The sequence below is a fragment of the Polynucleobacter sp. AP-Jannik-300A-C4 genome (assembly GCF_018688335.1).
Classification (GTDB): domain Bacteria; phylum Pseudomonadota; class Gammaproteobacteria; order Burkholderiales; family Burkholderiaceae; genus Polynucleobacter.
In genome coordinates this window covers 1,454,491-1,475,400 of sequence record NZ_CP061316.1, presented here as the reverse complement: position 1 = coordinate 1,475,400, position 20,910 = coordinate 1,454,491, and the positions used below count along the sequence as shown (strand labels likewise).

Sequence of the window (20,910 nt, the reverse complement as noted above, 5' to 3'; positions counted from 1 at the left end):
GTGGCTATAGATCGAACTTTGCTTATTTTGCAAAGAGCTGACTAGGATCTTCAAATGCTTTGAATTCAAGAGCATTGCCAGCAGGATCTAAAAAGAACATGGTGGCCTGTTCGCCCACCATTCCCTTAAAGCGAATCTGCGGTTCAATGATGAACTTGATGCCGTTATGCGTTAATTTTTCAGCTAATGCATGCCAATCCGGCATCGTGAGAACAACCCCAAAATGTTTTACTGGAACTTGATGTCCGTCAACCTCATTTGAGCTTGCATGACCGCATTCTTCAGGGGCAAGATGAGCAACGAGTTGATGTCCAAAGAAATCAAAATCAATCCATTCGTCTGAACTGCGCCCTTCTGAACAGCCTAAGGTATTGCCGTAAAAACTGCGAGCTGCCGCTAAGTCATTAACTGGAAAGGCAAGATGGAATGGCTGGATGGTTGACATGGATACCCTTATATTTGCTTTGACTATAGTTTTTCAAGCTTAAAAGATTAATTAAGACAAAGTTTAGTATATTTGCGATATAAAAATATTGTGCCGAATAAGAGACATTTACCCATGACAAACAATAACAATAAAGATAAAAATCAAGCTCCCGAAAGTGGCTTGCGTAAGGGTTTAACAAGTTATGGTGATAAAGGCTTCTCTTTATTCCTGCGTAAGGCATTTATTAAAGGTGCAGGGTATACCAATAGCGCTTTAGATCGGCCCGTCATCGGCATTATCAATACTGGAAGTGCATACAACCCTTGTCATGGAAACATGCCGCAATTGATTGAGGCTGTGAAGCGGGGCGTTATGCTCGCTGGTGGATTGCCAATGGATTTCCCAACCATCTCCATTCATGAAAGTTTTGCCGCGCCAACCAGTATGTATTTGCGCAATCTCATGTCGATGGATACGGAAGAGATGCTCCGGGCTCAACCGATGGATGCCGTGGTCATGATTGGTGGTTGCGATAAGACTGTGCCCGCTCAAATGATGGGTGCAGCCTCTGCAGGCTTGCCAGCAATTCAGTTAATCACCGGTTCAATGTTAACGGGTTCTCATCGTAGTGAGCGTGTGGGTGCCTGTACAGACTGCCGCCGCTATTGGGGAAAATTCCGTGCCGGTGAAATTGATGAAGTTGAAAAAGATGAGGTGAATGATCAATTGGTGGCAAGTGTGGGGACTTGCTCTGTAATGGGTACCGCTAGCACCATGGCATGTATATCCGAGGCTTTGGGGATGACTGTGCCAGGTGGTGCTTCACCCCCAGCCGTCACCGCTGATCGTATTCGGATTGCAGAAGAGACCGGTACACGTGCTGTTCAGATGGCGAAAGATGGCTTAACGATTGACAAGGTATTAACCGCCGATGCATTTGAAAACGCGATGCGTGTGTTGTTAGCAATTGGTGGATCAACAAACGGCATCGTTCACTTAGCAGCTATCGCTGGCCGTATGGGACTAGAGATTGATCTAGATGCGCTCGATAAGATGGGTGATGAGACGCCAGTGCTGGTAGATCTAAAACCATCAGGTGATCACTACATGGAAAACTTCCATGATGCTGGTGGTATGGCTACTTTGCTGCGCGAGCTAAAGCCTTTACTGAAGCTGAATGCTATGACGGTAACGGGTCGAACATTGGGCGAAGAAATTGATGCCGCCCCACCGAGTTTTAAGCAAGATGTAGTGCGCCCTTTTAGTAATCCAATTTATCCACGCGGCAGTATTGCTGTATTACACGGCAATTTAGCGCCTGGTGGCGCCATCATCAAACAGTCAGCTGCTCACGAAAAATTGATGGAGCATGAAGGTAGAGCAGTTGTATTTGAGAATTCCGAGGATCTTGCCAACCGAATTGATAGCCCTGATTTAGATGTCACTGCAGATGATATTTTGGTGCTCAAGAATATTGGCCCTAAAGGTGCACCAGGTATGCCTGAAGCGGGATACATCCCGATTCCGATGAAGCTTGCGCGTGCTGGTGTAAAAGACATTGTGCGTATTTCTGATGGCCGCATGAGTGGTACAGCATTTGGAACGATCGTCTTGCATGTGACTCCAGAAGCCGCAGTTGGTGGGCCACTTGCATATGTAAAAAATGGTGATCGCATTCGTTTGAGTGTGAAAAATCGTGAGATTAGTTTGTTAGTCTCAGAAGAGGAATTAGCTCAGCGCGCAAAAGACAATCCAGTAGTCGAGCCCACTGCAGAGCGTGGCTATCTAAAACTATTCTTAGATACAGTCACACAAGCAGACAAAGGTGTGGACTTTGATTTCTTGAGAGCCGCAAAGATGGTGGGTAAAACACCAAAGCTTTAAAAGAAAAACGCCACCTGTGAAGGTGGCGTTTGACTGTTGAGTAAATCAATTTACTGCTAATTGGTGGAGTCGGCGGGAATCGAACCCGCGTCCGCAAATCCTCTACAACAAGTTCTACATACTTAGTCATATCATTTAATTTAGCTAGCTAGTCACAGACTGACATGTTCCACGCTGGCGATTCACTAAGTTTTCGAACCATTCCCCGTGACATGAAATGATCTTATCTCTTGTAAATGACCCTGACCTAGCTTGCGCTAGCTGACCCAAGAGAGAATCAGTTCAGGGGCAACCGCAATTAAGCGGCTAGTGCGAAACGTTCGTCGTTTGCAGTTATTACATTCCCATTGATTTACGAGATAACGGGTCCTCGGTATGCCCTTGATGCTTTGTAATCCACGTCGAAACCATGTCGACCCCGGAGTTCATGCATTGGTATCCCTATTTTAAGGCTCTTAGTCTTAAATTGTTGGATATCTTGCAGATTGTTAATTTAGCCCTACTGCGGGAAGATGATTTGGAGTAATTCTTTTGGGTGGCGAACAAGATAATCTGCGCCCCAAGCTTCTGGAGGTTCTTCACAGCCGCAGTAGCCGTAGGCTGCTGCGATGGTCATCATGCCTGCAGCTTTACCCGCAATGATGTCCCGGATGTCATCGCCAACATAGACTGACTTGCTGGGGTCGATATTGGCGATTCTGGCCGCATGAAGAATGGGTTCTGGGTGGGGTTTTGAGTGTGGGGTAGTATCACCACAAACCGTAGAGACTGCTCGTTGACGAAGCCCCATGAGGTCTGTCAGGGGGTGAGTAAAGCGTTCACTTTTGTTGGTCACAATGCCCCAAGGGAGCTTTGCTTCATCTAATTGATTTAAGAGGTGGTCAACACCGTCAAAAATGACGCTGTTGACCAAGAGCGCCTTTTCATAATTGCTGAAAAATTCATCTCGTAGTGGAACAAAGTCTGGATGCTCAGGGTTAATTCCAAATGCGCCCCCAATTAAGCCGCGGGCTCCAGCAGAGGCGCAGGGGCGTAAAACCTCGTATGGCTTAGGTGGAAGGTTTCGGGCGATGAGAAGCTGGTTGGCTGCCGCAACGAGGTCTGGTGCTGTATCCGCAAGGGTGCCATCCAGATCAAAAAAGACACCTTTGTAAGGACTTGCTAACCCGCTACTCATTTACGCACCGCAATCATGTAGTTCACATCAACGTCATCGCCGAGGCTGTAGACCTGAGTGAGAGGGTTATAGCTCATCCCCTTCATACCGATCATCTCGAGCCCAGCTTGGCGAGTAAAAGCGACTAATTCAGAAGGCTTGATGAATTTAGCGTATTCGTGGGTACCCTTTGGTAGAAGTCGGAGGATGTATTCGGCGCCAATAATGGCAAATAAGTAGGACTTAGGGCTGCGATTCAAGGTGCTAAAAAAGAGGGTGCCGCCCGGTTTGCAGAGCTTTGCACAAGCTCGAACCACTGAAGCAGGATCTGGAACATGCTCTAGCATCTCCATGCAGGTCACAACGTCATATTGCTCTGACTCTTCTTCAGCTAGTGCTTCCGCAGAAATAGAGCGGTATTGGAGGGTGGCGCCTACCTCGAGCGCATGCAATTCAGCGACTTTCAGGGCTTTTTCAGACAAATCAATCCCGCAAGTATCAGCCCCAGACTGTGCAATTGACTCAGCAAGAATGCCGCCGCCACAGCCCACATCCAGCACCTTCTTGCCCTTAAGGTCAACAAAGGTCTTGATCCAGTTCAGACGCAATGGGTTAATTGCATGCAGGGGCTTGAATTCACTTTCAGGGTCCCACCAGCGATGGGCTAGAGCGCTGAATTTAGCAATTTCGGATTGATCGACGTTCATAGGGTGATGGCACAAAGTGTGCCGGAGATAAAGGAATTACGAATATAGCGGAAATAAAAAAGCCCGGCAGAACCGGGCTTTTTTACAAGTAAAAAGAATTACTTAACTTTAGCTGTACCAACAACTTCGATGTCAGTACGGCGGTTCTTAGCGCGGCCTTCAGCAGTTGCATTTGATGCAACTGGATTGCTCTTGCCTTTTGATTCTGTGTAAATACGGCTACCGTCAACACCTTTGCTTACTAAGTAAGCTTTAACTGACTGAGCACGACGCTGGCCGAGAGCCATGTTGTAAGCATCAGTACCAACGCTATCAGTGTTACCAACAGCAATAATTACTTCTAATTTGATCTTGCTTAAGTCTTTAGCGATTTTGTCTAAAGTTGCTTTACCTTCTGGCTTCAAGTCAGACTTGTTGAAGTCATAGAGTGTGTCAGCTTGCAAAGTGATTTTGCTTTGGCTAACGCCTGACTTAGGAGCAGCTTTCTTTGTCAAGTAGCCATCGCAACCAGGAGCTGCAGTAGCAGGTGTCCAGTTGCTATCACGCCAGCACAGTGTGCCGTCGCCGTTTTTCCAGCTCAAACCAGCGCTGTTTTCCCAGTTATCAGAAGCCATTGCTGCAGAAGCAGAAACAGTAACAACAGAAGCTAACAACACTTTTAGGGTTTTGTTCATTTTTAGTCCTCAAAAATCTCTTTTTTAATTAAAGTCAAACTTAAATGTAATTCGCCCTACTTTGAAGCAAAAACCGCAAAGCGACACATCTCAATTTCGTACAAACTGACAGAATCTTAGCATAGGGGCTATCAGTCATCAAAATGATATTATTTCTAAATGGAACAAGCCGCTAAAGAAACACTACCAATATCCCTCGAAGACGAAATGCGGCGGTCCTATTTGGACTACGCAATGAGCGTCATTGTCGGCAGAGCCCTGCCAGACGTGCGTGACGGTCTCAAACCGGTCCACAGACGTGTTTTATTCGCGATGTATGAATTAAACAACGATTGGAACCGTGCTTACAAAAAATCTGCCCGTATAGTTGGCGATGTGATCGGTAAATACCATCCACATGGCGATTCTGCGGTGTATGACACGATTGTTCGTATGGCTCAGGACTTCTCTCTGCGCTATATGCTGGTTGACGGTCAGGGTAACTTTGGCTCTGTAGACGGTGATAACGCTGCTGCAATGCGGTATACCGAGATCCGCCTTCGTAAGATCGCCCATGAGTTATTGGCTGATTTGGACAAGGAAACCGTGGATTTTGGGCCAAATTACGATGGTAGCGAGAAAGAACCCCTCATTCTTCCTGCAAAAGTGCCTAATTTGCTGATTAACGGTAGTTCAGGTATTGCGGTGGGCATGGCAACCAACATCCCTCCCCATAACCTGGATGAGGTGGTTACAGCTTGTTTGCACGTCTTGCACAATCCAGAATGCACGATTGATGAGTTAATTGAGATCATTCCCGCTCCAGATTTCCCGACCGCCGGCATTATTTATGGTGTTCAGGGGGTTCGAGAAGGCTATCGCACTGGTCGTGGTCGCGTTGTAATGCGCGCTAAAACCCACTTTGAAGACCTCGATAAGGGTGCTCGTCAGGCCATCATCGTTGATGAGTTGCCATACCAAGTGAATAAAAAGAACCTGCTCGAGCGTATTGCCGAGCTGGTGAATGAGAAAAAAGTAGAAGGCATTTCTGATCTACGCGATGAATCTGATAAGTCAGGCATGCGTGTCGTGATTGAACTCAAGCGTGGTGAGGTGCCTGAAGTCGTTCTCAATAATTTATACAAGAGCACTCAGCTGCAAGATAACTTCGGTATGAATATGGTGGCTCTGGTAGATAACCAGCCACGCCTGCTCAACTTAAAGCAAATGCTGGAGTACTTCTTACAACATCGTCGCGAAGTGGTGACACGTCGCACGATTTTCGAATTGCGCAAAGCGCGTGAGCGTGGTCATGTTTTAGAGGGTTTGGCAGTTGCATTGGCAAACATCGATGAATTTATTGCCATCATTAAAGCTGCTGCAAACCCTGTAGTTGCTAAGCAAGAGCTGATGAGCAAGGCATGGGACTCTTCTATGGTGCGCGAGATGTTAGCGCGTGCAGAGACAGATACTCCGGGCGGTCGCAATGCTTACCGGCCCGAAGGTTTATTGCCTGAGTACGGCATGCAAACTACTGGTCTCTATCGCTTGTCCGATAGCCAAGCGCAGGAAATTCTGCAGATGCGTTTGCAACGCTTGACTGGTCTTGAGCAAGACAAGATTGTGAATGAGTACAAAGATGTGATGGCAGAGATTTCTGATTTGCTCGACTTACTTGCTAAGCCAGAGCGTGTTACTCAAGTCATCGAATCTGAATTGAAAGAAGTGCAAGCTGAGTTTGGTATTGCTGGTGGTGATTCTGGTCGTCGTTCATTTATCGAAATGAATGCCACCGAGTTGTTCACAGAAGACTTGATCACTCCGCAAGATATGGTGGTCACGCTTTCGAACACTGGTTATATGAAGAGCCAGCCTCTGAGTGAATACCGTGCGCAAAAACGCGGTGGTCGTGGCAAACAAGCTGCAGCCACTAAGAATGAAGACTGGATTGAAACACTCTTCGTTGCGAATACACATGACATCATTCTGTGCTTCTCTGATCGTGGACGTATGTACTGGCTCAAAGTGTGGGAAGTTCCACAAGGCAGCCGCAACTCACGCGGTAAGCCAATCGTCAATATGTTCCCATTGATTGAAGGCGAAAAGATCACGGTAATTCTCCCAATCAAGGGATACCAAGATGATCATTACGTCTTTATGGCAACAAGCCTGGGTACCGTGAAGAAGACACGTTTGTCTGACTTCTCCAATCCACGTAAGGCTGGAATTATTGCCGTCGATTTAAATGAAAACGATTTCTTAGTTGGTGCAGCTATTACTGACGGTCAGCATGATGTGATGTTGTTCTCTGACGCTGGTAAAGCAGTGCGCTTTGACGAGAATGATGTGCGTCCAATGGGTCGTACAGCGCGCGGCGTACGTGGCATGAACTTGGGTGAAGGTCATCAAGTCATCGCCATGTTAGTTGCTCCGGCTGAAGCTGCCGAAGGTGTTGAGGCTACTGTTGTTGATGAGAATGGTCTCGCTATTCCAAGCAGCGTGCTGACTGCCACTGAGAATGGTTTTGGTAAGCGCACCCCAATTGGTGAATACACTCGTCATGGCCGTGGCACTAAGGGCATGATCGCAATCCAAACAACTGAACGTAACGGTAAAGTAGTTGCTGCTGCTCTGGTTTCTCCTGAAGATCAAATCATGTTGATTACTACTGGCGGCATCTTAGTGCGCACACGTGTTTCAGAGATTCGTGAAATGGGGCGTGCCACACAAGGCGTCACTTTGATCAACGTTGATGAAGGCACTCGTTTGTCTGGCCTGCAGCGTATTGCTGAAAGTGATTCTGATGATGAGAATGACTTGGATGATGGTGAAGAGGGCGAGGATGTAGCCGCTGATCCAGCAGTTGACTCCAATTCTGATGAAGCTGGTGATGCCTAATTGGCATTCATACAAGGTTAATTAATTCATTATGACGTTTGACCGCCGCATTTTCAATTTCGCTGCGGGACCTGCCACCTTACCTGAAGAGGTATTAAAGCAGGCTGCTGCAGAGATGTTGAATTGGCAGGGCTTAGGCGCAAGCGTCATGGAAGTCAGTCATCGTGGTAAAGAGTTCATGGCGCTTTATGAAGAGGTGCTTCAAGACTTGCGCACCCTCATGAATATCCCGGATTCCTATGAAATCTTGATGCTTCAAGGCGGTGGTTTGGGTCAGAATGCTGCTATTCCGATGAACCTCATGCCATTGGCTAAGAATGGTCCTAAGGCAGACTTTTTGGTGACTGGTGTTTGGTCTGAAAAATCATTTAAAGAAGCGGAGAAGTATGGTGTTGCTCACTTAGCTGCATCTTCTGCATCTGAAAAATTTAATACGATTCCCGCAAGATCTTCTTGGCAACTATCGGATGATGCTGCTTACGTTCACTACTGTGCGAATGAAACTATTGGCGGCGTAGAGTTTTCGGATGTGCCTGATGTCAATGGCAAGTTATTAGTCGCAGATATATCTAGCAATATTCTCTCCAAAGAAATGGACGTCACAAAATGTGGCGTTTGGTTTGGTGGGGCGCAAAAAAATATTGGCCCATCTGGCGTGACGATTGTGATCGTGCGTAAGGACTTGATGGGGCACAGCATGAAGATCACCCCGTCGATTTGGGATTGGTCTAAGCAGGCTGCAACTGACTCAATGCTCAACACGCCACCAACTTTTTCAATTTATATGGCGGGACTAGGCTTTAAATGGTTGCTCAAGCAGGGTGGTGTAAAGGTAATTGAGAAACGCAATCAAGAAAAAGCAGAGTTGCTCTATAACTTTTTAGATCAAAGCAGTCTTTACGAGAATCGCATTCCTAAAGAATATCGCTCCAGAATGAACGTCACCTTCTTTTTGAAGGATGAAAATTTAAACGCTCAGTTCTTGGAGCAATCTAATGCAGCAGGCTTAGTTGCCTTGCGTGGTCATAAGGCGGCTGGTGGTATGCGCGCCAGCATTTACAACGCAATGCCAATCGAAGGCGTCAAAGCCTTAGTAGAATTTATGCGTGACTTTGAAAGGCGTGCCCCATGAGCTCCAAAGACCAGAGTACTGAAGAGCAGCGCCTTGCGCCAATTCGCGAGAAGATTGATGCGCTAGACGCACAGATTTTAGATTTGTTGTCACAGCGTGCGAAAGCCGCCCAAGAAGTTGGCCACATTAAAGGCGGATTTTCATCGCCAGTGTTTAGGCCAGAGCGAGAGCGACAGGTTGTCGCACGCTTACAAGAGCTTAGTAGTGGCCCATTATTGCCCGATGGCATCGCTGCAATTTGGCGCGAGGTGATGTCAGCTTGTCGCGCCTTAGAGGCCCGTCAGACGATTGCTTATCTTGGACCAGTGGGAACATTTTCAGAGCAAGCGGCACAAACGTATTTTGGCCACTCGATTGCTGGCTTACCTTGCAATAGCCTTGATGAAGTATTTAAGGCGGTAGAAAAAGGTGCGGCGCAGTTTGGTGTTGTGCCCGTAGAAAACTCTAGCGAGGGTGCCATCTCTCGTACCTTAGATTTGCTCTTGGATTCTCCAATGCGCATTAGTGGCGAAGTGGTCCTACCTATTCGTCATCACCTCTTAACTAAGAGTGGAAATTTGGATGGCGTAACTACTGTTTGCGCTCATGCACAAGCATTAGCACAATGTCAGCAATGGCTGAGCGTGCATGCCCCACAATTAAAACGCCAAGCAGTCAGCAGCAATGCTGAGGCAGCTCGTATGGCCTCGATTGACCCAACGCTTGCGGCTATTGCTGGCGATCCCGCACAAGAAGCTTATGGATTGCAGGCAGTAGCTGCACAGATTCAGGATGATCCACATAACCGCACACGTTTTGTTGTGGTCGGCACCTATGAGTGCCAGCCTACTGGTAAAGATCAAACTTCATTAGTGCTATCGGTAGATAACCAGCCTGGTGCAGTACATCGTTTACTAGAGCCACTGGCAAAGCATGGCGTTTCCATGAACCGCTTTGAGTCACGCCCTGCTCGCAAGGGTACTTGGGAGTATCACTTTTATATCGATGTTGCTGGCCATGCACAAGACGCAAAAGTAGCCAAAGCATTGGAAGAGTTAAAAACAACAGCTGCTTTTTATAAAAATCTTGGCTCCTATCCTCATTCAGCATGACATCAAAATCTAATATTGGTTTAAAGCATATTCATGCGATAGCGCCTTATGTCGGCGGACGCCCTATCAGTGAGGTTGCACGCGAATACGGTCTTGATGAAAACAAGATTGTGAAACTCGCCTCCAATGAGAATCCATTGGGTATGCCGAAGTCCGCGCAAGATGCGATGCTTAAGGCGGCAGCAGACTTGGGTCGTTACCCAGACTCTAATGGGTTTGAGCTCAAGAATGTTTTGGCTGCACGCTTAGGTGTGCCAACATATTGGATTACTTTAGGTAACGGTAGTAATGACATTTTGGAGCTGGCTGCACGTGCAGTTGCTCAGGCTGGCGATGAAGTCATTTTCTCTAAACACGCTTTTGCGGTTTATCCACTAGCAACACAAGCTGTTGGTGCTAAGGCGATTGAAGTACCTGCTACTGCAATGTATGGCCATGATTTGCCGGCAATGCTTGGAGCGGTTAAAACTTCGGGTGATAAGGCTAAGCTGGTATTTGTCGCCAACCCTAATAATCCTACTGGCAGTTATTTAAGTGCTAATGAGATTGAGGATTTCTTGATCGCATTGCCGCCGCATGTGGTGGTAGTTTTGGATGAGGCTTATAACGAGTACCTCACTCTAGAGCAACGCTATGACGCAATTGCTTGGGTGAAACGTTTCCCCAATATGATTTTGTCTCGTAGCTTTTCTAAGGCATATGGTTTAGCAGGCTTACGTATTGGTTATGGCGTTGCCCAGCCAGCCTTGACCGATTTACTGAATCGCATTCGTCAGCCATTTAATGTGAATAGCCTTGCGCAAGCTGCAGCAATAGCTGCATTTCAGGATTCTGCATTCTTGCAGCAAGGCTTTGAACTCAATTGTGCTGGCTTTGCTCAGTTAACCCAGGCATTTGATGCGCTTGGCCTGACTTATCTCCCATCGGCTGGCAATTTTGTGTTGGTCAAAGTGGGTGAGGATGATGGCGCTGGCACTCGCATTAATCTGGAGTTGCTGAAGCGCGGCATCATTGTTCGCCCAGTCGGAAATTACGGCTTGCCGCAATGGTTGCGTATTTCTATCGGCTTGCCCGAAGAAAATGCCGCCTTTATCACTGCACTCAAAGATATTTTGGCGAAGTAGTTATTCAATAAAAAATACATAAGCTGAATTAGCCAATGGCCATCATTAATCCATCTAGTAATTACGGTACTGTCACCATTGTTGGTGTTGGCTTGATTGGAGCATCCCTTGGTTTGGCTCTTAAAAAGGCGGGCGTCGTTAATCAGGTTTTGGGTGTTGGACGCAGTGCGCAGAATCTAGATCAAGCCCTCAAGATGGGCGCGATTGATGCAATAGTTGATTTGGTTGAAGCCACAAAACAATCCGATGTGATTGTCTTGTGTGTACCCGTTGCGCAAATGCGTGCTGCTTTTGAAGTCATCGAGCCACACTTAGAATCTCGGACTATGCTGACAGATGCAGGCAGCACTAAAGGCGATGTGATCTTGGCTGCCAAGGAAGTTTTAGGTAAAAAGGCTTGCCAATTTGTTCCTGCACATCCCATTGCGGGTGGCGCGCAACATGGAGCGAGCGCTGCTAAAGCTGATTTATTTGTGGGTAAACAAACAATTCTTTGCCCGCTACAAGAAAATTCTCCTCAAGATACGGATTTAATAGAAGGCTTTTGGCAATCAGTTGGTTCTGTTGTCAAAAAGATTTCTTGTGTACAGCATGATGCGATCTATGCAGCGGTTTCTCATCTGCCACATATTCTGTCTTATGCATTAATGGCCAGTGTGGTTAATTCAGAAGATGCTGATCAAAAGCTAAGTCATGTTGGAGCAGGCTTTAAAGATTTCACACGCATCGCCGCTTCAAGTCCGGAAATGTGGCGCGACATTTGTTTGGGTAATCGCACAGCCGTTCTGAAAGAGCTCGATCAATATCTACTCATCGTCAATCACATGCGTAAGTTGATTTCTGAAAATGATGGTGCTGGTTTAGAGAAGTTATTTAATAAAGCCAGTAAGGCGCGTCAAGATTTGGATGTACTTTGATGAGTGGTTTGCCTGATATCCAGATTGGTCCATTTAAGCGAGCTCAAGGCTCGATTGTGTTGCCAGGCTCTAAGAGTATTTCGAATCGCGCCTTGTTATTGGCAGCGCTTTCTAAAGGCACGACAATTCTTAAAAATTTACTAGATGCTGACGATACGCAAGTGATGCGTAATGCGCTTCGCCAGTTAGGCCTATCGGTAATCGATCATGCCGACAAAGTTTGTGTGGTTGAAGGTTGCGGTGGTAAGTTCCCCATACAAAACGCAGATCTTTTTATGGGTAATGCGGGAACGGCAATTCGTCCGCTCACAGCAGCACTTGCAATGCAAGGTGGCAACTATCGTTTATCTGGCGTTCCAAGGATGCATGAGCGTCCTATTCGGGATCTAGTGGATGGATTACGACAAGTCGGCGCAAAGATTGATTACGAATTACAAGAAGGCTATCCACCGATCAAGATTCTTGCTGCGGATATTGAGATCAAGGATGTTGTCAAGGTGCGCGGTGATGTCTCTAGTCAATTCTTGACAGCCTTGTTGATGGCTTTGCCTTTGGTAGCAAAAGAGCCCGTTAGGATTGAAGTGATTGGTGAATTGATATCTCGCCCTTATATCGACATCACACTCAAGCTCATGGCGCGCTTTGGCGTCAAAGTAGATTGTCCGGATGCGCAGTCATTTGTAATCCCTGCTAAGACTTCTGACGCGGTCTATCAAAGTCCTGGCACCTTATCGGTTGAGGGTGATGCATCATCTGCTTCTTACTTCTTGGCGCTTGGCGCCATTGGTGGTGGACCGGTACGCGTTTTAGGTGTGGGCAGCGAGAGTATTCAAGGCGATGTTGCTTTTGCTGATGCACTCGCATTAATGGGCGCCAAGATTTCTTCTGGTGAAGATTGGATTGAAGTTGCTGGCGTCAAAAATGCGAATGGCAAGCTCAACGGGATCACCATTGATTGCACGGAAATTCCAGATGCGGCGATGACACTTGCTGTTGCTGCACTGTTTTCTGAAGGCCCAACACGCTTAAACAATATTGCCAGTTGGCGCGTGAAAGAAACCGATCGCATTGCAGCGATGGCGAAAGAGTTGAAAAAAGTGGGTGCTATCGTTGAGGAGGGTACTGACTACATCGTGGTGCAAGCCCCTCAGTCACCCACTGACTGGAAGTCTCCTGCGGAGGGCATTGATACTTATGATGATCACCGCATGGCGATGTGTTTCTCACTGGCCGCTTTTGGCCCTAATGCGCTACAGATTAATGATCCTAATTGTGTTGCTAAAACATTCCCCACCTACTTTGCTGAGTTTGCAAAGGTCGTTTCCTAAAGCTTGCTTTTAATGAACTTGCCTCCAGTTATCGCGATTGATGGACCTACCGCCTCTGGCAAGGGAACGGTTGCCTCCTTGGTGGCAGAAAAGTTGGGCTTTCATTATTTGGATAGCGGGGCCTTGTATCGACTGGTTGCCCTGGGAAGTCAAAAAGCATCGATTGATACCAAAAATGGCTCAGAACTGGGTATTTTGGCTAAAAAACTGGTGATTTCCTTCAAAAATGGCCAAATTCTGCTCAATTCTGAAGATGTCACTGATGCTATTCGTACTGAGGAGATTGGATTGCGTGCATCTGCAATTGCAGTGCATCCAGAGGTTAGGCAGGCCTTGGTTGGGGTTCAGCATGGTTTTAGGACTTCTCCAGGTCTAGTGGCCGATGGCCGTGACATGGCAAGCGTCATATTTCCCGATGCAGCTTTGAAGGTTTTTCTCACTGCAACCGCTGAAGCCAGAGCTGAACGTCGGTATAAGCAATTGATAGCTAAGGGAATTTCTGCTAAACTAGAGGACTTGCTGCAGGATTTACAAGCGCGCGATGCCAGAGACAGTAGTCGAGGTGCTGCACCTTTGTTAGTTGCAGACGGAGCCAAGGTGCTAGAAACATCGGAATTATCGATAGATCAAGCGGTTAAGACGGTTTTAGATTGGTATCAATCGAAAATAGCTTAGTTTTTGGTGGGCAGTAAACAGTAGTAGAAGTTGTTTTGGCGTCTTAAGGAACTCTACAACGCGATTTTCTAATTTAGCGTGTTTCTTGGGGCTTTTTTAACCTAACCCGTCAGGCCTTCTGGCGGCACAAAGTGAATATATAAATGTCTGAATCATTTGCAGAACTATTTGAAGAATCATTAACCCGATCGAATATGAAGACCGGCCAAGTTATTTCGGCTGAAGTCCTTCGCATCGACCATAACTTCGTCGTTGTTAACGCTGGATTGAAATCCGAAGCGTTTATTCCTGTTGAAGAATTCCATAACGACGCTGGCGAGATTGAAGTGGCTCCTGGCGATTTCGTTTCTGTTGCTATTGACGCTCTTGAGAACGGCTATGGCGACACAATCCTTTCCCGTGACAAAGCTAAGCGCTTGGCATCATGGATGAACTTGGAAAAAGCTCTCGAGCAAGCTGAGATCGTTACCGGTACTGTTACTGGTAAGGTTAAAGGCGGCTTGACAGTCATGGTTAACGGTATCCGCGCATTCTTGCCTGGATCACTCGTTGATACACGCCCAATCAAGGACACCAGCCCTTACGAAGGTAAGACGATGGAGTTCAAGGTTATCAAGCTTGACCGTAAGCGTAACAACGTCGTGTTGTCACGTCGTGCGGTTGTTGAAGCTAGCCAAGGTGAAGAGCGCGCGAAGTTGATGTCTAACCTCAAAGAAGGCAGCGTTGTTCAAGGTATCGTTAAGAACATCACTGACTACGGCGCATTCGTGGACCTCGGTGGTATTGATGGCCTCTTGCACATTACCGATTTGGCATGGCGTCGTGTGCGTCACCCAAGCGAGATGTTGACTGTTGGTCAAGAAGTTACCGCTAAGATTTTGAAGTTTGATCAAGAGAAGAACCGTGTTTCACTTGGCGTGAAACAACTTGGCGATGATCCATGGGTTGGTATCGCTCGTCGTTACCCACCAAACACCCGTTTATTCGGTAAGGTAACTAACCTGACTGACTACGGCGCATTCGTTGAAATCGAATCTGGTATCGAAGGTTTGGTACACGTTTCTGAAATGGACTGGACTAACAAGAACGTTGCTCCAAGCAAAGCTACTGCATTAGGAACCGAAGTTGAAGTCATGGTTCTGGATATTGATGAAGACAAGCGTCGTATTAGCTTGGGCATCAAGCAGTGCAAAGCAAATCCATGGGAAGAGTTCTCACGTGGCCAGCAAAAAGGCGACAAGCTGACTGGCGCAATCAAGTCTATTACTGACTTTGGTGTGTTCATTGGTTTGCCTGGCGGTATCGACGGTTTAGTTCACCTCTCAGACCTTTCATGGAATGAGCCAGGAGAAGAAGCTGTTAAGAAATACAAAAAAGGCGATGAAGTTGAAGCTACCGTATTGGCCATTGATGTTGAGAAAGAGCGTATCTCTCTCGGTATCAAGCAATTGTCTGGCGACCCATTCAATAACTACACATCCGTCAGCGACAAGGGTAGCCTTGTAACTGGTACTGTGAAGGCTGTTGATGCTAAGGGTGCAACTATTCACTTGGCTGATGAAGTTGAAGCTTACTTACGTGCTTCTGAGATCTCAACTGATCGCGTTGAAGATGCACGCAATGTATTGAAAGAGGGCGACACTGTGACTGCTATGATCATTAATATTGATCGTAAGTCACGTGCAATCAATCTTTCAATCAAAGCTAAAGACAGCTCTGACCAACAAGACGCTATGAGCAAGCTCCAAGGTGATGCGCAGTCCGGCACAACCAACTTGGGTGCTTTGTTAAAAGCGAAGTTGGACAATCAAGGCTAAATCAATATCGCCGCTTTCCACTAGGAGAGCGGCGGTTTTTATTGATAGATCATGTCAGATCAAGAGCAACAAGCAATTACTCGCTCCGAACTCGTGGAGAGCTTGGCGGAACAATTCCCCCAGCTACTGCCTAGAGATGTGGAGTTGGCAGTAAAAACATTGCTAGACACCATGACTCACGCTTTAGCCGAAGGCAAGCGAATTGAGTTGCGCGGTGTTGGCAGTTTTGTTTTGCATCACCGTCCTGCGCGTACTGGCCGCAATCCAAAATCTGGTGAGAAGGTATTGATCCCAGAAAAACGGGTGCCCCATTTCAAGCCCGGCAAAGAATTACGTGAGCGCGTTGACTACAAGCCTCTAAAGCAAGTGAGCCCTAAAGAGGGTTCTGGTGCCTAGTCACATAGCGCATATCCAGTGGTCCATTCGGACCATTTTTTTATTTAAGTTCTGCACAGCATGATTCAGATTGCAACCGCTTGGCTCCTGTTATTACCAGTCATGTTTGGTATTGGCTGGCTGGCTTCGCGCTGGGATCTACGTCTTGAGAATCGTATGGATGAGCGCGAGCGTATGCGTCAGCAACGCTCAACTTTTAAAGGTTTAAGTCTCTTATTAAACGAGCAGCCAGATCAGGCGATTGAAACTCTAGTCAAGATTGCTCAGCTCGATCCTGAAACCATTGAACTTCATTTTGCTTTGGGTAATTTGTTCCGTCGCCGTGGTGAGACTGAGCGCGCCATTCGAGTACACCAACACTTGGCGAATCGAGATGACTTGAAGCCACGTGATAGGGACCATGCTGCTTATGAATTAGGCCGCGATTTCCTACGTGCTGGTTTATTAGATCGAGCCGAAGCATCTTTAAATCGGGTGGGTGAAGGTAAATTTGCGGCACCTGCAAAAGAGAGTCTGCTCGAGATGTATCAGATCGAGCGAGATTGGAAGAAGGCCATTATTGCTGCTAGTGAACTCGCAGGCTTACAAGGAAAATCGCATCACACGGAGATTGCGCAATTTCATTGTGAGTTAGGTCAAGAAGCACTGCGCCGTAAGGATTTGCCAGAAGTTGAGCAATCTGTTCTATTGGCCTTGCAAGCAGTTCCGCATCATGCCCGTGCGCTAATTTTACAAGGCGATTATCTGATTGCCATGGATCGTCCAGCCCAGGCAATTGAAGTGTGGGCCGTGATTGCGAAAACACATCCTGCTTACATGCATTTACTTGCAGATCGGTGGATGGCAGCACATGCTGCGCTAAATAAAGCAGATGAAGGCTTAAGTGCCCTTTGTGAATTGTTAAAGACCCAAGCTTCTGGTGAGTTGCTTGATATTGTGCAAAAGCATATGACTCAAATTCGTGGGGCACAAGCTGCTGAAGTGATGCTGGTTGAGGTGATGCAGCATTCACCAAGCTTAAGTGCGCTTTCTAAGTTGGCTGAGACTCGTTTGGCCTTAGCGGAAAGTAACGGTACACCAGAGCGAGTATCGGATTTACAGGCAACACTCAGTTTATTGAAGCAGCGCACGACCAGTTTGGCCCGCTATACCTGCGGCAATTGCGGTTTCCGTGCACGACGTTTTTACTGGCAGTGCCCGGGTTGTAACAATTGGGAGGCATACTCCCCAAGACGTAGTGAAGGAGCCGTTCCTAGCGGCCCTTCAATGTAATCTGAGTTGCTATTACTAATCTAATACGAATTATCAGGAGCTATCTTGAAAGTCACCATCATTGGAAGCGGTTACGTTGGTCTTGTTACTGGAGCTTGCTTAGCAGAGCAGGGTAATAACATCTTTTGTGTAGACGTAGACCCCAAGAAGATTGAGATTCTCAACTCTGGTGGCGTACCCATTTATGAGCCAGGTCTCAAAGAGATGATTGAGCGCAATCGCGCGGCGGGTCGTTTGCAGTTCTCTACTGATATTGCCGCCTCTGTAGCGCATGGCGATATTCAGTTCATTGCGGTTGGCACTCCTCCTGATGAAGATGGCTCGGCTGATCTACAGTACGTCGTAGCAGCAGCCCGCAATATTGGTCGCCATATGACGACTCCTAAAGTGATTGTTGATAAATCTACTGTTCCAGTGGGTACAGCCGATAAGGTTTCTGCTGCAATTACTGAGGAATTAGAAAAGCGTGGCCTCTCACCAGAACTGTGCTCCGTAGTTTCTAACCCGGAGTTTCTCAAAGAGGGCGCGGCAGTAGAAGACTTTATGCGCCCAGACCGCATTGTGATTGGAACGCAAAGCACCCCAGCGGGACTGCGCGCTAAAGAGCAGATGCGCAAACTCTATGCCCCATTTAATCGCCACCATGAGCGTACCTATTACATGGATGTCAAAAGTGCCGAGCTGACTAAATACGCAGCTAATGCCATGTTAGCTACTCGCATCTCTTTTATGAATGAGTTAGCCAATCTGGCTGATTTAGTAGGTGCTGATATTGAAGCGGTACGCCAAGGTATTGGTTCAGACTCACGCATTGGTTATGGCTTTTTGTACTCCGGCACCGGCTATGGTGGCTCTTGCTTTCCAAAAGATGTTTCCGCTTTATCCAAGACTGCAATTGAGTATGGTCGTGATCTGAAGATTTTGGATGCTGTCGAGGCGGTGAACGAAGCTCAAAAGTACATCCTCGTAGAGAAGATTGAAAAACGCTTTGGTGCAGATCTGAAGGGTAAAAAGTTCGCCATGTGGGGCTTAGCATTTAAACCGAATACAGACGATATGCGTGAAGCCCCAAGTCGTGTGATTATTCAAGAGCTAGTTAAGCGTGGTGCCCAGATTGTGGCTCATGACCCAGTAGCCATGCCAGAAACTAAGCATTGCCTCGATATGGACTTTAAAGGCAACCCTGAAGGCCTCAAACAAGTCACTTTAGTGGATGACCCTATGGCAGCCACTCAGGGTGCTGATGCTCTAGTCATCGTGACTGAATGGAAAGCCTTCCGTAGTCCTGATTTTGATCTTCTCAAAGCCAAGCTCAAGAACCCGATCATCTTTGATGGCCGTAATCTGTATGAGCCGCAAGCTATGCAAGAATTAGGCATTGAGTATCAAGGTATTGGTCGTCATAATTAATTAGCGCTACAAAAGAACCGATTAGATAGATTAGAGAGATTAGTTACATCGTGGAAAAAGCCAACCGAGAACAATTTTCTAAAGCCCGCCTATTAGTGGTGGGTGATGTCATGCTCGATCGCTATTGGTTTGGTGATACAAATCGGATTTCTCCTGAGGCTCCTGTACCAGTAGTTCAAGTGGGTAAGATTGATGAGCGTTTGGGCGGCGCTGCTAACGTGGCTCGTAACGTTGCAGCCCTTGGTGCAAAGACAACGATCTTAGGTGTAATTGGAGACGATGAGCCCGGACGCCGCGTCACAGACCTGTTGAAATCAAGCAGTGTCGATAGTCAGCTGGAAATCGACAGCAAAGTTCCGACTACTGTGAAGTTACGAGTCATCGCAAGACAGCAGCAATTGATACGTTTAGACTTTGAAGAGGCGCCTAGTGAGGCTGCGCTTGCGCACAAACTTGAGCGTTATGAGAAGCTGGTGGGCGATGCCGATGTGGTGATTTTGTCTGATTACGGCAAAGGCGCATTGGGACAAGTTGCCATGATGATTGAGCAGGCAAAAGCGCAAAAGAAAATGATCCTAGTCGACCCTAAGGGTGATGACTACGCTAAATATCGCGGTGCTACCGTGCTCACACCTAACCGCAGTGAATTACGTCAGGTAGTTGGTCAGTGGACCAGCGAAGAAGATCTCACAAAGAGAGCTCAAGATCTTAGAAAATCATTAAATCTGGAAGCGCTTCTCTTGACTCGCTCTGAAGAGGGTATGAGTTTATTTACTGAGGCTGGTGTGAGTCACGTAAAAGCACAGGCACGCGAAGTATTTGATGTGTCTGGTGCAGGTGACACTGTCATTGGTACGCTGGCAGTGGCGCTAGCAGCTGGCTGGCCCCTGGAAAGAGCTATGGCTTTAGCTAATCGAGCTGGTGGTATTGTGGTTGGCAAGTTGGGAACAGCCACCGTTACTTCTGAGGAATTGCAATGACGATTATCGTAACTGGCGCTGCTGGATTTATCGGTGCCAATATTGTTCAAGCGCTCAATGCGCGAGGCGAGAAAAATATTATTGCCGTAGATGATTTACGTCCTGCGGATAAGTATCGTAATTTGGCCGATCTAGACATCATTGATTATCTTGATAAGGATGAGTTTCTAGAAGCATTTAGAAGCGGTCGTTTTGGTAAGGTCAGGGCGGTGTTTCATGAAGGGGCTTGCTCCGATACGATGGAAACTGATGGCATCTTTATGATGGCGAATAATTTCCGCTACACCATGGACTTGCTCGATATCTGTACAGAACAAAAAGTGCAACTACTCTACGCTTCTTCTGCAGCTACTTATGGTGGATCGGATGTTTTTGTTGAAAGCCGTGAGCATGAGAAACCATTGAATATTTATGGCTATTCTAAGTTTTTATTTGACCAAGTAATGCGTAAGCGTTTTGCTGAAAAATCCAATGCCGCTCAAGTGGTTGGATTTAGGTACTTCAATGTCTATGGCCCACGTGAATCCCACAAAGGTCGCATGGCCTCCGTAGCCTTTCATCAATATCATCAATACAAGGCCAATGGCAAAGTAAAGCTGTTTGGTGAATATGGTGGTTATGGCGCTGGCGAACAAAGTCGTGACTTTGTCTCGGTAGAAGATGTAGTGAAGGTGAACCTCTTTTTCTTGGATCATCCAGAAATCAGCGGCATCTTCAATCTCGGTAGTGGTCGCGCGCAGCCATTCAATGACGTTGCTCATGCGGTAGCAAACGCGATGCGCAAAATTGATAAAGCGAATCCTGCAAGCCTGGAAGAGTTGGTTAAGGAAAAGGCGATTGAATACATCCCATTTCCGGACGCGCTTAAAGGTAAATACCAGTGTTTCACACAAGCTGATTTGACTAAGCTAAGAGCTGCTGGATACTCAGAGCCCTTCCTGAATGTAGAGCAGGGCGTTGGCCGCTATATAGAATGGTTAGAAGCCAATGCTGATTTCTTGGCTAGCCCTCTAGAAAGCAAATAAAACACCGTTAATAGTGTA

Annotated in this window: 17 protein-coding genes, 1 other RNA gene and 1 pseudogene; 14 read left to right on the top strand and 5 right to left on the bottom strand. The window is 47.0% G+C overall.

Annotated features, from left to right (window positions below; translation table 11 throughout):
• Positions 1-22 precede the first annotated feature (22 nt).
• A complete protein-coding gene (locus FD975_RS07740; protein WP_215301624.1) occupies positions 23-445 on the bottom strand; it encodes a VOC family protein in 423 nt (140 codons plus the stop codon).
• A 114-nt stretch (positions 446-559) separates the two neighbouring features.
• On the opposite strand from FD975_RS07740, the gene FD975_RS07735 reads away from it, so the two are divergent.
• Positions 560-2,311 carry an IlvD/Edd family dehydratase gene (locus FD975_RS07735; protein WP_215301622.1) on the top strand — a complete coding sequence of 584 codons (1,752 nt, stop codon included), beginning with the start codon at positions 560-562 and terminating at the stop codon, positions 2,309-2,311.
• 61 nt (positions 2,312-2,372) lie between these two features.
• On the opposite strand, the gene ssrA is transcribed toward FD975_RS07735, so the two are convergent.
• The 4 genes from ssrA to ompA form a co-directional block, all read right to left on the bottom strand.
• Positions 2,373-2,731, bottom strand: a transfer-messenger RNA (tmRNA) gene (ssrA, locus tag FD975_RS07730).
• 79 nt (positions 2,732-2,810) lie between these two features.
• Entirely contained in the window at positions 2,811-3,488 is a 678-nt protein-coding gene (locus FD975_RS07725; protein WP_215301620.1) for an HAD family hydrolase, read from the bottom strand.
• Complete coding sequence (gene ubiG / locus FD975_RS07720) at positions 3,485-4,174, bottom strand: bifunctional 2-polyprenyl-6-hydroxyphenol methylase/3-demethylubiquinol 3-O-methyltransferase UbiG (protein ID WP_215301618.1); 690 nt, start codon at positions 4,172-4,174, stop codon at positions 3,485-3,487. The genes FD975_RS07725 and ubiG overlap by 4 nt, the downstream gene beginning before the upstream one ends.
• A 98-nt stretch (positions 4,175-4,272) precedes the next feature.
• On the bottom strand, positions 4,273-4,848 hold the full coding sequence (gene ompA, locus FD975_RS07715) for an outer membrane protein OmpA (RefSeq protein ID WP_215301617.1): 576 nt from the start codon (positions 4,846-4,848) through the stop codon (positions 4,273-4,275).
• Between the two features lie 159 nt (positions 4,849-5,007).
• Here ompA and gyrA point away from each other — a divergent pair, with 159 nt between their 5' ends.
• From gyrA to rfaD, 13 genes and pseudogenes are all read left to right on the top strand, one after another.
• Complete coding sequence (gyrA, locus tag FD975_RS07710; RefSeq protein ID WP_215301615.1) at positions 5,008-7,725, top strand: DNA gyrase subunit A; 2,718 nt, start codon at positions 5,008-5,010, stop codon at positions 7,723-7,725.
• A gap of 31 nt (positions 7,726-7,756) precedes the next feature.
• A complete protein-coding gene (serC, locus tag FD975_RS07705; RefSeq protein WP_215301613.1) occupies positions 7,757-8,857 on the top strand; it encodes a 3-phosphoserine/phosphohydroxythreonine transaminase in 1,101 nt (366 codons plus the stop codon).
• The gene (pheA, locus tag FD975_RS07700; protein ID WP_215301611.1) at positions 8,854-9,948 is read left to right on the top strand and encodes a prephenate dehydratase; all 1,095 of its coding nucleotides are present in this window, start codon (positions 8,854-8,856) and stop codon (positions 9,946-9,948) included. Before serC ends, pheA begins: the two co-directional genes overlap by 4 nt.
• Positions 9,945-11,072, top strand: a complete 1,128-nt coding sequence (hisC, locus tag FD975_RS07695) for a histidinol-phosphate transaminase (RefSeq protein ID WP_215301609.1) — start codon at positions 9,945-9,947, stop codon at positions 11,070-11,072. Before pheA ends, hisC begins: the two co-directional genes overlap by 4 nt.
• 35 nt (positions 11,073-11,107) lie before the next feature.
• A complete protein-coding gene (locus tag FD975_RS07690; RefSeq protein ID WP_215301607.1) occupies positions 11,108-11,989 on the top strand; it encodes a prephenate dehydrogenase/arogenate dehydrogenase family protein in 882 nt (293 codons plus the stop codon).
• Positions 11,990-11,997: 8 nt separating this feature from the next.
• On the top strand, positions 11,998-13,317 hold the full coding sequence (aroA, locus tag FD975_RS07685) for a 3-phosphoshikimate 1-carboxyvinyltransferase (protein ID WP_215303932.1): 1,320 nt from the start codon (positions 11,998-12,000) through the stop codon (positions 13,315-13,317).
• A gap of 12 nt (positions 13,318-13,329) precedes the next feature.
• Positions 13,330-13,992 carry a (d)CMP kinase gene (gene cmk, locus FD975_RS07680; protein WP_215301605.1) on the top strand — a complete coding sequence of 221 codons (663 nt, stop codon included), beginning with the start codon at positions 13,330-13,332 and terminating at the stop codon, positions 13,990-13,992.
• A 143-nt stretch (positions 13,993-14,135) separates the two neighbouring features.
• The gene (gene rpsA / locus FD975_RS07675) at positions 14,136-15,809 is read left to right on the top strand and encodes a 30S ribosomal protein S1 (protein WP_215301598.1); all 1,674 of its coding nucleotides are present in this window, start codon (positions 14,136-14,138) and stop codon (positions 15,807-15,809) included.
• A gap of 51 nt (positions 15,810-15,860) precedes the next feature.
• A pseudogene (locus FD975_RS07670) lies at positions 15,861-16,157 on the top strand (integration host factor subunit beta); the annotation flags it as partial.
• Between the two features lie 108 nt (positions 16,158-16,265).
• Positions 16,266-17,477: a lipopolysaccharide assembly protein LapB gene (gene lapB / locus FD975_RS07665; protein WP_215301595.1), complete on the top strand. Its 1,212-nt coding sequence runs from the start codon at positions 16,266-16,268 to the stop codon at positions 17,475-17,477.
• Between the two features lie 45 nt (positions 17,478-17,522).
• Positions 17,523-18,887: a UDP-glucose/GDP-mannose dehydrogenase family protein gene (locus FD975_RS07660; protein ID WP_215301593.1), complete on the top strand. Its 1,365-nt coding sequence runs from the start codon at positions 17,523-17,525 to the stop codon at positions 18,885-18,887.
• Positions 18,888-18,937: 50 nt separating this feature from the next.
• On the top strand, positions 18,938-19,867 hold the full coding sequence (gene rfaE1, locus FD975_RS07655) for a D-glycero-beta-D-manno-heptose-7-phosphate kinase (protein ID WP_215301591.1): 930 nt from the start codon (positions 18,938-18,940) through the stop codon (positions 19,865-19,867).
• Positions 19,864-20,892, top strand: coding sequence for an ADP-glyceromanno-heptose 6-epimerase (gene rfaD, locus FD975_RS07650; RefSeq protein WP_215301589.1), 1,029 nt, complete (start codon positions 19,864-19,866; stop codon positions 20,890-20,892). The genes rfaE1 and rfaD overlap by 4 nt, the downstream gene beginning before the upstream one ends.
• The last annotated feature ends 18 nt before the right edge of the window (positions 20,893-20,910 follow it).